At 55.0% G+C, this 10,892-nt stretch carries 12 protein-coding genes; 5 read left to right on the top strand and 7 right to left on the bottom strand.

Annotation, left to right across the window (positions count from 1 at the left end):
• The 5 genes from D1646_RS20520 to D1646_RS20535 form a co-directional block, all read left to right on the top strand.
• On the top strand, positions 1 to 823 hold an 823-nt coding region (locus D1646_RS20520), incomplete at its 5' end, for an ROK family protein (protein WP_160638244.1).
• Positions 824 to 959: 136 nt separating this feature from the next.
• Positions 960 to 1,580 (top strand): hypothetical protein, encoded by a 621-nt coding sequence (locus D1646_RS22805; RefSeq protein WP_201754782.1) that lies wholly within the window; start codon positions 960 to 962, stop codon positions 1,578 to 1,580.
• Between the two features lie 50 nt (positions 1,581 to 1,630).
• The gene (locus D1646_RS20525; RefSeq protein WP_201754783.1) at positions 1,631 to 3,277 is read left to right on the top strand and encodes a glycoside hydrolase family 65 protein; all 1,647 of its coding nucleotides are present in this window, start codon (positions 1,631 to 1,633) and stop codon (positions 3,275 to 3,277) included.
• Positions 3,278 to 3,362: 85 nt separating this feature from the next.
• Complete coding sequence (locus D1646_RS20530; RefSeq protein WP_160638245.1) at positions 3,363 to 4,007, top strand: response regulator transcription factor; 645 nt, start codon at positions 3,363 to 3,365, stop codon at positions 4,005 to 4,007.
• Between the two features lie 210 nt (positions 4,008 to 4,217).
• Positions 4,218 to 4,721: a sigma-70 family RNA polymerase sigma factor gene (locus D1646_RS20535; RefSeq protein ID WP_160638246.1), complete on the top strand. Its 504-nt coding sequence runs from the start codon at positions 4,218 to 4,220 to the stop codon at positions 4,719 to 4,721.
• A gap of 60 nt (positions 4,722 to 4,781) precedes the next feature.
• On the opposite strand, the gene D1646_RS20540 is transcribed toward D1646_RS20535, so the two are convergent.
• From D1646_RS20540 to D1646_RS20570, 7 genes are all read right to left on the bottom strand, one after another.
• Positions 4,782 to 6,368: a VWA domain-containing protein gene (locus D1646_RS20540; RefSeq protein ID WP_160638247.1), complete on the bottom strand. Its 1,587-nt coding sequence runs from the start codon at positions 6,366 to 6,368 to the stop codon at positions 4,782 to 4,784.
• 68 nt (positions 6,369 to 6,436) lie between these two features.
• A complete protein-coding gene (locus D1646_RS20545) occupies positions 6,437 to 6,883 on the bottom strand; it encodes a single-stranded DNA-binding protein (RefSeq protein ID WP_160638248.1) in 447 nt (148 codons plus the stop codon).
• 18 nt (positions 6,884 to 6,901) lie between these two features.
• Entirely contained in the window at positions 6,902 to 7,438 is a 537-nt protein-coding gene (locus D1646_RS20550) for an ECF-type sigma factor (protein WP_160638249.1), read from the bottom strand.
• 33 nt (positions 7,439 to 7,471) lie between these two features.
• On the bottom strand, positions 7,472 to 8,821 hold the full coding sequence (locus D1646_RS20555; RefSeq protein ID WP_160638250.1) for an AAA family ATPase: 1,350 nt from the start codon (positions 8,819 to 8,821) through the stop codon (positions 7,472 to 7,474).
• 24 nt (positions 8,822 to 8,845) lie between these two features.
• A complete protein-coding gene (locus D1646_RS20560; RefSeq protein ID WP_160638251.1) occupies positions 8,846 to 9,382 on the bottom strand; it encodes a hypothetical protein in 537 nt (178 codons plus the stop codon).
• Positions 9,379 to 9,873 (bottom strand): hypothetical protein, encoded by a 495-nt coding sequence (locus tag D1646_RS20565; protein WP_160638252.1) that lies wholly within the window; start codon positions 9,871 to 9,873, stop codon positions 9,379 to 9,381. The genes D1646_RS20560 and D1646_RS20565 overlap by 4 nt, the downstream gene beginning before the upstream one ends.
• On the bottom strand, positions 9,866 to 10,768 hold the full coding sequence (locus tag D1646_RS20570; RefSeq protein ID WP_160638253.1) for a hypothetical protein: 903 nt from the start codon (positions 10,766 to 10,768) through the stop codon (positions 9,866 to 9,868). Before D1646_RS20570 ends, D1646_RS20565 begins: the two co-directional genes overlap by 8 nt.
• Between the last annotated feature and the right edge of the window lie 124 nt (positions 10,769 to 10,892).

Here is a 10,892-nt window from a genome sequence, read left to right on the forward strand (position 1 = left end):
CCTGCCGGATGCGCTGGAATCCATTCGGACTGTTATAGCCCGCCGCTCGATTCTGTGGGACGATGTGGAGGGGGCCGGTATGGGCGTCCCTGGCCCGGTGAACGACGAGGGCACTGTGTTCCGGTGTGTGAATCTTGGCTGGGATGTGTTTCACGTCCCCGAAAAAATGCGGGAGCTGGAGCCCTGTCTGCGGCGGGTAAAGGTATCCAACGATGTGAACGCCGCCGCTCTGGGGGAGCTGTGGAAGGGCAGCGCAAAGGGCTATCACAGCGCCTTTTTGGTGACTCTGGGCACCGGCATCGGCGGCGGGCTGGTGCTGAATGGCCGAATCGTCAATGGTGCCAACGGCGGGGCTGGGGAGATCGGCCACTTCTGTGTAGACCCCAGCGAGCTGGATCAGTGTTCCTGCGGCGGGTATGGCTGTCTGGAACAGTACGCCTCCGCCCGAGGTCTGCTGAGATGCGCAAGGAAGGTCTCACCGGACGCCCCTAAGAATATGTCCGCCAAAACAGTCTGCGACATGGCGCGCAGGGGTGACCCTATTGCCCTTGAACTGCTGGACCAGCTGGGCCGCAAACTGGGCTGGACCCTGACCGCCGTGGCCGGGAGCGTTGACCCGGATGTGTTTGTCATCGGCGGCGGGTTGTCCCATGCGGGGGACGTTCTGCTGAACAAAATCGAATACTACTACCGAAAATACGCCTTTCACGCTTTCCGAGATACCGAGTTTGTACTGGCGGAGCTTGGCAACGATGCCGGAATAAACACGCTTTCCGAGATACCGAGTTTGTACTGGCGGAGCTTGGCAACGATGCCGGAATAAACACGCTTTCCGAGATACCGAGTTTGTACTGGCGGAGCTTGGCAACGATGCCGGAATTTATGGCTGCGTGAAGATGCTGCTTTGATATATCGGACGGCCACAGGCCGCCCCTACACTCTATTTGGGAGGAATAAAAATGCTTGATTTTAGCAAAGCCAACGAGTGGAAAATCATGGAAACCGACTTCGACACTACCGCTCTGGGCAAAGTGGAGGCCAATTTCTGCCTGGGCAACGGTTACCTGGGATTGCGCTCCGCCACCGAGGAGAAGTACCTGGGCGAGACCCGCGACCTGCTGGTGGCCGGGACCTTCAACCGTTTCTCCCCCGAGGAGGTCACCGAGCTGCCCAACGCCGCCGACGTGACCAATATTGAGATCACGCTGAACAGCGCCCGCTTCGACCTGACACAGGGGACGATCCAGGAGTACAGCCGGGAGCTGAATATCCAGACCGGCCTGCTCACCCGCAAGGTGATCTGGACCTCCCCCAAGGGGGAGGAATTTGTCCTGACCTTTGAGCGGATGGTATCGCTGAAGCGTCTGCACACTATCGCCGCCCGCGTCAGCGTCACCCCAAAGGAGGATACAGCGGTGACTTTCCAGTCCGGCATTGACGGGCGTGTCACCTGCGATGGCTCCCAGCATTTCACCGAGGGCGAGCCCCGGTTCTATGACAAAAAATACCTGCAATTCACGCCCAAGACCATCCAGTCCGGTATTACCTTTGTGATCGACGCCACCACCGCTTCTATGTAGATGGCGCAGAAGTCCAGCCCAAGAGCGACATCAACATCCTGCGCCGGCGGATGTTCTCCAAATTTGCCTTGGAAGTCAAGGCGGGCCAGACGGTGGTGCTGGAGAAGTTCTCCAACGTCTACACCAGCCGGGACCGGAAGCTGGAGGGATACACCCATCATCAGATGCAGGCGTATGCGCTGAAGGCCCTCCAGGAGGACGAGGCCGCCGGCTTTGACACTCTGCTGGCCGAGTCCGCCACCTGCTGGAAGGAGAAGGTCTGGGATCGGGTGCCCATCACCATCGACGGCCCGGAGTTTGACCAGCTGGCCATCCGCTTCGCACAGTATCATATGCAGCTCATGACCCCCGCCCATGACAACCGCATGAATATCGGCGCCAAGGGGCTGTCTGGCGAGGGATACAAGGGCCACACCTTCTGGGACACCGAGATTTTCCTGTTGCCCTACTTCATTTTCAACATGCCCGAGGTGGCCCGTAGCCTGGAGGAGTACCGCTATCTCTCCCTCCCCGGCGCTCATGCCAAGGCGAAGTACAACGGCTACGAGGGGGCACAGTTCCCCTGGGAGTCCGCCTGGCTGGACGACGGCGAGGTCACCCCCGAGTACATGGGGACGGATATCGTCACCGGCCAGCTGATTAAGGTCTGGAGCGGCTTTATCGAAATCCACATCACCGCCGACGTGGCCTATGGTGCGTGGCAGTATTATATGTGTACCGGCGATCAGGACTTTATGGATAAGTACGGCTACGAGCTGATGCTGGACTGCGCAAAGTTCTGGTCCAGCCGCCTGGAACCGGGCGAGGACGGCAAGCTGCACATCAACGATGTGGTGGGCCCGGACGAGTACAAGGAGCATGTGGACGACAACGCCTTCACCAACTACCTGGTCTGGTGGACGCTGGATAAAGCTATCGAATACAGCACCCAGGTAGAGGAAGAAAAACCGGAACTGTATAGCAAATTGGATGAGAAATTAGGACTATCTGCTCTGCGGGAGAAGTGGACAGAGCAAGTAAACCTTATTTTCCTCACTCAGCCCAACGGGAACGGCGTTCTGCCCCAGGACAGCACCTATCTGATGCTCCAGGATATCGACCTGTCCAAATACAAGAAACAGGCCCATGTGGGTGGCATCTACAAGGACTACAACCAGGAGCAGATTACGAAGATCCAGGTGTCCAAACAGGCAGACGTGATGGTACTGTTCCTGTTGCTAGAGGAACTGTTCCCTCACCAGGTGAAGCTGTCCAGCTGGGACTACTACGAGCCCCGGTGTCTCCATGACTCCAGCCTCAGCCTGTCCACCCATTCCGTCCTGGCCTGTGACATTGGCGACCCGGAGCTGGGGTATGAGATGTTCCAGAAAGCCTGCCTCATCGACCTGGACAACGCTAACCCCCACTCCTCCGATGCTGGCATTCACGCCGCCAGCTACGGCGGGCTGTGGCAGTGCGTGGTCTGGGGCTTCGGCGGCCTGCGGATGCTGGGTGGTAAGCTGAGGATCAGCCCTAACCTGCCCGTCGCTTGGAGGAAACTGAGCTACACCTTGCTGTGGAAGGGGCAGAAACTGAACGTGACTGTCACCCCTAGGATGGTGCAGATCAACAGTGAAAAGCAGGAGGCTCCCATTCGACTGGAGGTTTGGGGGAAGGAATATGATTTTCAAGAGGAACTGATCGTAGTCAAAAACTAATTGACGATTCAAAGGAGGTCATATCATAAAGAATGATATTTTAATTGTGTTGGCCCCCAAAGAGAATCCGGAGCTATTGAGTTCTATGCTGACAAATCACGGCTTTACCGTCACAACAGCACAAAACCTCCAAACTGCATTTGAATATCTAAACTCGCATATCAGCGCGTTTTTGGTTTTGGATTTGGATTTAGAAGGGGCAATTCCGTTTTTGGGAAAGGTTATAGATACCTTTTACGATCCGCCGCCATACATTCTGGCTGTTGACTTTTTTCCATGCAGCCAATCGCAGGCCGACATACTCAACCTTGGTGCCGATGCCTGTTTGGAAAAACCTCTTGACTTGGAAGAAGTCCTTGCGGTAATCAACGCTGTCATACGGCGTGCCGAACGCCTTGCCAGGCCAAAACCACTTTGTACTACACCACCCATTGAACATAAAGGGTTATTCATTGATCCACTGCGCCGTCACGTCAGTATGAACGGACAATCAATATCGCTGACTGTGAAAGAATTTGACATTCTTTATCTGTTGGCCAGCTACCGCGGAATCGTACTCAGCAAGGCTCAGATATATGATCAGGTATGGAACGAGGATTATCAATTTGCGACTACCAGTGTTTCAGACCACATTTCATCATTGCGCAAAAAGTTAGGACTCAGCGCCAGAGATAATCACTACATTCAAACTGTCCATGGAGCTGGGTATCGTTTTGCTCCTCCCGAATAATTCAACAATGTGAGGCACAGAGGATTTTGAACGTCCACTGTGCCTCAATTTATCTTGTTTGTCGATTTCAGAGATATTATGTCGGATGAATCCACAAAACCTCCTATTTATCTACAGAAAACCTCCTAAATTTTCTGATATAGTTTACTTCAGTGAACCAAGCAGACACACTTTAACCGCTCTGCAAATTCATTCTTTAAGGCGGCAATTATGTTTACAACAAGAGAGGATGTTATCGCACTGTTAAAAATGTACCCAAAACTGCAAAGAAAAGTCAGATTATTGGAGTATGAGCGCCTGCATCCGCCCAAAGTATCCCAGGACGAAGTCATCAATGGATTGGCGCTCTCACATCCTCTGGACGGCGGAACAAGTTCTGCTGGCCACATCTCGGATAAAACGATGCAAATAGCTTTAAATTTCCAGGACGAAACGGACCGTTTGAATTACGCAACCGTTTTAGAAATTGACCAGGAACTTCACATTTTGAGAAATCGCATTGCAAAGTTGGAATTTTATGTTGAGCAGTTGGAAAAGAAGCAGGCAGATGTGATACGAAAATATTATTTCGAGGAAAAGACCTGGCCTGAAATTCAAAAGGAGATGCACATATCTTCCCGTACACTCTCAAAATATCGGGACGACGGCCTTGACGCTCTCAGCGCAATGGGCCAATACATGAGGGATGTATTGAAAGAACCCATGCAAATGTAGTCTTTTCAGAAGAAAACCGACGTGGTGACCACGTCGGTTTTCTTATATCTCAATTTGAATTTATACTCGCTGCTCCAACAGCCGCTGCGCGATGTTTTCCTGAGTAAGCTGGCTGGTGCGCAGGATCTCAGTACAAAAGGGCTCCAGGCTGAATGAAAAGCCCGCGGCATTCTGATCCAGCAGAACACCTGTGATATGGAACTTGCGCTGGGCCTGCTGCTCCTTCAGCTGGGTCAGGAACTTCTCCGGGAGGGCACAGGCGCCGTCAGTGATAAATACCATATCCGCATTCTCAAATCCCTCTTGCTCCATCAGGCGCAGAGCCTCCTGAAGGGGCGTAGCATAGTCGGTATTGCCATTCAGAAATGTCTCAATAGCCCGAAATACGTCCTCCCGGTCGTACTGCCCCGGCAGAAACAAATCCGTTTGGAAATGGCCTACGCCCGCAAAATGGATCATAGCAAAGCGCCGGTTTCCCTGCATGGCAATATCCAACAGGGCCAGGGCCACAGCTTTGCACCAAGGGGCGGCCTCCTCTGCTGAACCGGATTCGTCCAACATACAGATGATGTCCCCGCTGCCTTTGCTGACCGGCTCCCGGCGCTGGTACTGCTTCAGCCCCTTGCGCTGGAGCTTCCGCAAAAAGAGCGGCATGGCTTCCGGTATCGCCAGAGTAGCAAATTCAGACCCCAACACCCTGTTAATGTCGCCGCCCAGCTCCAGGCTGTATTTTTCGCCACGCCCATAGGTGTAGCTGTTCTTTCGCTTGCCATTGATCAGCTCCTTCAGCCGGCCCAGATACCGGGCAACCTCCATAAGCGTTTTGTTCCGGCATACCCGTTCCACCAGATTCCGGTCCGCTTCCATTTTCTCTGGATCACCACTGTCTGGCCCATAGCCCCAGGCCGCGATTGCGGCGGCGGTGCTCTCCGCTTTCTGAGCGGCCGCCTTGCCTGCCTGGGCGACTAGAGCGGCAATACCGTCTTTGTTCTTTACGGTATTGTCCCGAACCATTCGTCCCACAGCGTCCGCCTGGTTGACCTGGCTCTGGGCGCGGTTTGCGGCGGCCAGGGCCTGCCGCTCCAGTTCCGCGTTTCCGCCGGACTGCGCAGCCTGCTCCAAAAGCTGCTTCAGCTTTTCCATACTGTCATCCCGCCGCTGCTCCAGTTTCTCCAGGGTGTCCAGTGCTTTCTTCTCACCTCCGGCCTGTTCCATCAGTGAATCCAGATTTTCAGCTACCTGAGACACAAACTCCCCAGCGGCCTCGTAGGCTGGAAGCTGCCGTCCTTCGCAGGCGGCCTTGATCGCGGGGTAGTCCTCACCGCGCATTACTTCATCCAAAATAGGGGCGTTAAACCTCCTTGCCGTCTCGGACAGGGTGGCAGCGTCATTTTTTCTGACATTCAGGGAGTAAAAGCTCTGGTAAATGTCCCTGCTGAGAACTGGGAAGGTGGACAGCTTCTCCCCGCAGGCGGACTCCAGCGTATCCAGTTCGGTATCACCCCGGCGCAGGTCCTGGTAAACCATGTCCTCCAGCTTGGTCGATTTGAATACCCTGCTTTGTCCAGTGTCTCGTGAAAACGCTTTTGCCGCCGCTGCCAATGGTGACGCCATTACATCAGTAAGACTGCGAAAATAAGTACGCATAGATAATTCCCTCCATATTACGCATGGGGGAGGCAGCGATCCGCCTCCCCCATGCAATGTTCAGTGTTTTAGAAATCCGGGGCAAACTCCCCAGGAACAGCGCCGGGCTCAGAGCCAGTGTAGCCGCTGTACCCACCGTAGCCGCCAGCAGACTCGGAATATCCGCTGGTGGCAGGCTGGCCGCCGTTGTCAGCGTCTCGCTTGCTGTCGCCAAAGTAGGCGTTGTCCACCACCAGTTCCGTAGTGACGCGCTTGTTGCCCTCCTTGTCGGTCCAAGAACGGGTCTGCATCCGGCCATCGACCACGATCATGCGGCCCTTAGTGAAATATTTGCAGATAAACTCCGCCGTGGCACGCCAGGCGACCACATCGAAGAAATCCGTCTCCTTGTCCCCGTTCTTGCTGTAGTCACGGTCCACAGCGATGCGGAAGGAACAGACCGCAACCTGGGTCTGGGTGTGCTTCAGCTCGGGGTCGGCGCACAGCCGGCCCATCATGATAGTGCGATTCAACATAATAAGTCCTCCTTTTATTCAAGCCGCCATAGCGCCATCGTCCAGTTGGAAGGTAAGGATACGGCGCTTGGCGTTCTCCATTTCCGCCTCCACGTCCTGGCGCTTGATTTTGCAAATAGCGGCGATCTCCTTGTTGTTGTAGCCATCAGCCCGGAGCAGAGCAATGCGCCGCTGCATGGGGGTGATCCTGCGGGTCAGCTGCTCAAAGGAAATCACGTTGTCCAGCGTCTCAGAGACGGTATCCCGCAGATCGTTGGAATCATGATCCTCGTTCAACGGGCAGACCTCGCCTCTGCGCCTGGCCCTGCTCCAATACTCCTTGGAGTGGTGGATGTCGCAGCTCATGGCCCGGTAGGCGATGGTGCTGAATTTGTACTGCTGCAGCTCCGGCCGGGCCAGGTACTTGCGCACAGCCCGGAGGTAGCCGAACACGGCGATATCGTAAAAGTCATCGAAGGGCAGTTTGTGGACACGCAGATAGGTACAGAGTGTGTCGTGATGTTCCTCCGCAAAGACAGATTCCTCCGCCGTCATTGGCAATGTATAATCCAACATTTTGATCTTTTCCTCCTATATTCAGTTTGTCCGTCAGCCGGCTTTTAGCTGATAAAGCTCCGGCAGCGGCACATAGCGGAAATTGATAACGGTGTGGGCCTGCTGGCTGTACTGCTCCAGCTCATCCAGACAGGCCTGGATTTTTTCCATCTCCCCCTGGTTCTGAGCATTGGCGTTCAAATCCACCAGCTGCTCATAGAGCCGCAGGAACTCATCCCGCAGCTTTCCAATCCGGCGGGCCGGGGGCGCGTCAGCGGCGCTGTCGAAATCCGCATGGCACTCCACAGCGGAGGCCAGGATGCCGTCCAGGCGGTCCTTCAGCGGGTCATTGCACATCCGCTCCAGCGTGCCTTGAATTACAATACGCTCCTCCGGCGCAGTCCAGAGGTAGTGGCGCAGGATGGTCAGGTCGGAGGGCTCCACGGTATCCCGTCCCTCCAGCCAGGCTTTTGCCTGAGCGATGGGAGCGTAACCGAAATACTTGCGGTCAGAGATGTGGAGGTTTTTACCGCGCAGCTCGCACAGTACATCATCCATCAGCTCATTCACGCTGTCCGGTACGGTGATCCCGCGGACATCCTCCTGCATCTCCTCCAGTTCATCCAGGGAGATCGTTGCCGCAACGGGGATGTTCTGTCCCTGTTGGCTCTGTTTGCTTTTCAGGACGGCCAGGCGGGCGTCCCGGCTTTCGACATACTCGGTTACCACCTTCAGTTCAAACCGGTCATAGAGGGGTTTGAGAATCTTCTCCTCCGGCGAGGCGAAATTGGGAATTTCATTCGATGCGGAGAAAAAGGAGATGGTGGGAATGTCGATGGTTGTGCCCTCGTTGGTATAACGGCGCTCGTTGAGGGCGGTCAAAAGGGCGTTCAGAATCCCGTCCGACGCCTTGAAAATCTCATCCAAAAAGCAGATGTGGCTGTCGGGAATTTTCCCTCTGGTAATGATACGGGGCTGGCCGCTGTGGAGCGCGGAGAGGGCCTTACGGTACTGCTCCATCTCCGCCACCAGTGCGCTGGTATCCTTCTGATTGGCGACCTGGGTCTCCAGCTTGCGCTGCATCGCCTGATACCGGGGGTCATAGGCCAAAACCTGGTCCGGCACACCGCCGGGGATCAGGCTGGACAGGTCCAGCCGCCCGAACAGGGCCTCCTCATCGGTCTGCTTGCTCATCAGCCGCTCAAACTGCCTGGCCCCGGTGATGCCGGAGCGGAACAGGTTGATGGCGTAGCTTTTGGCCTGCCCGGTATCGCCCAGAATAAAGACGTTTTTTCTGGTCAGCAGCGCGATGGCGATGGTTTCAATCAGGTCGTCCCGCTCGGCCACCTGCGCCCGGACCTCATCCATCCGGGCGCGCATTTTGTTCCTTAAAGTTACGTTCATTGTGTGTTCCTCACTTTCATTATTTTAGGCAGCTAAACCATGGACCTTATATTGCAGAGCAAGCTCACCCCTGACGTTTTTATCAAAAATGAGTTCCCGCCCTGTGTCCGGGTCGATCTTCCTACGCCGGTTCCGAAGCAGATACTCATAGCAGCTCCGGCGGCCAGATGGTCTGCCCTTCGCACTGGTAAAAGTCCAAAAATGGCGTTGCATTGCCCAGTAGCTTATGTCTGGATTCTCCTCCACCTTCTGCGCCAAGCTGTCCAGAGCCTCCTGTTCGGCCTCAGTCGCCGGGCGGCATCCGCTTTTGTAGACGGAGAGAATGTCTCCATCCAACTGAAACTGGGCGGCCCGCTCCACGTCGAGCCGGGACGTTTTTTGGCTGGGGTCGTTGAGACCCTCCGTTGAGAGAATCTCTAAATCAAAGCCGTAACTCCGTACCGCGACAATGCGCCGGACACCACTCAGCCAGGGAGGAAATTCTGTTGCTCCGTAGCGCCAAAGCAGTTCCAGAGCAATAATCTTTTCTTTCGCCATACGCTTAAACTCTGTCAATGTCATACAGCAAACCCCATTCCTTCCCGGAAAGCAGCAAATCCATCCGCTCCGTTGGGAGAATAACTCCCCTGAAAAGTTCCTTCGTAATAAAAGCGGCTTTGCAGGTCGCCTCTGTCTGTACCCAGCAGTACCAGCCGCATTTTCAGGGTCGGAAAATCGGAGGATACCTTCCAAAATACATCTGTGGGGGCACGCACAGGGGTAAAGAACCGATAGTGCCGCTCTCCCTTGACCCGTTTAACCTGCATATCGGTCAGGTCATCCGGTGTTTTCCAATAGTCCTGACACCACAATTTCCCGGCCCGCTGGTAACCCCGGCGCTGGATATCCTCCGGTACGGGAAACAGAGCGTGCAGGGAGTAACGCGGCGTCCCATCGCAAGGCCGGTCAGACCATTGGGGGCCTGTCCCGCTGCGGAACTGCTTGTCAAAGGTATTAAGGACGGCAGAATCGCCAACTGCCTGAAGCAGACACTCCACTAGAGGTTCACTCATGGTCCCCGCCTCCTGCTTTTCTGGCTTCACTGCGCATCCGCTCGTATTCCCGCTCCAACTGATCTTTGGGTGTGTAGCGGTGGAGGTTCTGGTTGACATACCAATCCACATAGAAGGTCAGCGTCCCACACAGCTCTCCCATGATTTGAAGGGCCTCCAGATCCCGTCTCAATGTTTTCAGCGTGCCGATATGGAGGACAGACCGCCCGGATTCATCAAACTTTCCTCTCAGATAGCAGTCGATGTAAATGCCCTCAGAGCCGCCGTAGTTGACACTGGCGTCAAAGCTGAACTCGTAGGCGGTCAGCTTTACCTTCTCGTGACTGCCAGTCTCGTGCTCACAGGGCAGCACATAGTCCAAAATGGCTTCGGCTTTACTGAAGTCTCCGTTTTCCTTTGCCAGGCGGACAGCGGTGCTGAATAGACTGCCGCCAGTGTCCCGCAAAACCTCTGTGTGCTTTTGCGGCGGGAAATTCTTTTCCAGCCAGACCCTGGCCTGTTCCCGGTCGTAGTCGTTGAACATCTCCAGGAACTCCTTACTGCGCTGGCGCTGCGAGCGATTGTCCCGTGAGGTATAGAACAGACTGCGTTCCTCACAGTCGCCATAGTAGCCGATATGCCCGGAGATTTTGTCGTAGGGGTGGGCGATCTGCACTGTGTCATAGATAGCTTTCAGCAGATCATCTCCGGCCAGCCCCTTCGGGATAGGGATCGTCTCCTCCAACTCGCCGCGGCAGTCCATGCAGCGGCCGGCCAGGGTGACGCCCATACACTCGCCGAGCTTGAAATAGCTTAATTCCCATTTTTCGGGGACGAAGTGGCTTCGGAAGAAGTTAGCGGCCCCATTGGGGCTGCCCGCCATGTGATAGCAGCAACTGCAATAACGATTTACCATTGTCAATCTCCTTTCTGTATCTTCTCTTGACAAAGGGAAACAGAAAACTAATAACATAATAGGCTGTCAACCTTACACAAAGCACCGCTTCCAACAAAATCGGAGCGGTGTTTTTGTATGTGTT

The organism is Pseudoflavonifractor sp. 60 (assembly GCF_009911645.1).
Classification (GTDB): Bacteria; Bacillota; Clostridia; order Oscillospirales; family Oscillospiraceae; genus Lawsonibacter.

Coding starts and splice junctions, on each gene's coding strand:
- D1646_RS22805 (WP_201754782.1), top strand. CDS start 960: ATGCTTGATTTTAGCAAAGCCAACGAGTGGAAAATCATGGAAACCGAC.
- D1646_RS20525 (WP_201754783.1), top strand. CDS start 1,631: ATGTTCTCCAAATTTGCCTTGGAAGTCAAGGCGGGCCAGACGGTGGTG.
- D1646_RS20530 (WP_160638245.1), top strand. CDS start 3,363: ATGCTGACAAATCACGGCTTTACCGTCACAACAGCACAAAACCTCCAA.
- D1646_RS20535 (WP_160638246.1), top strand. CDS start 4,218: ATGTTTACAACAAGAGAGGATGTTATCGCACTGTTAAAAATGTACCCA.
- D1646_RS20540 (WP_160638247.1), bottom strand. CDS start 6,368: ATGCGTACTTATTTTCGCAGTCTTACTGATGTAATGGCGTCACCATTG.
- D1646_RS20545 (WP_160638248.1), bottom strand. CDS start 6,883: ATGTTGAATCGCACTATCATGATGGGCCGGCTGTGCGCCGACCCCGAG.
- D1646_RS20550 (WP_160638249.1), bottom strand. CDS start 7,438: ATGTTGGATTATACATTGCCAATGACGGCGGAGGAATCTGTCTTTGCG.
- D1646_RS20555 (WP_160638250.1), bottom strand. CDS start 8,821: ATGAACGTAACTTTAAGGAACAAAATGCGCGCCCGGATGGATGAGGTC.
- D1646_RS20560 (WP_160638251.1), bottom strand. CDS start 9,382: ATGACATTGACAGAGTTTAAGCGTATGGCGAAAGAAAAGATTATTGCT.
- D1646_RS20565 (WP_160638252.1), bottom strand. CDS start 9,873: ATGAGTGAACCTCTAGTGGAGTGTCTGCTTCAGGCAGTTGGCGATTCT.
- D1646_RS20570 (WP_160638253.1), bottom strand. CDS start 10,768: ATGGTAAATCGTTATTGCAGTTGCTGCTATCACATGGCGGGCAGCCCC.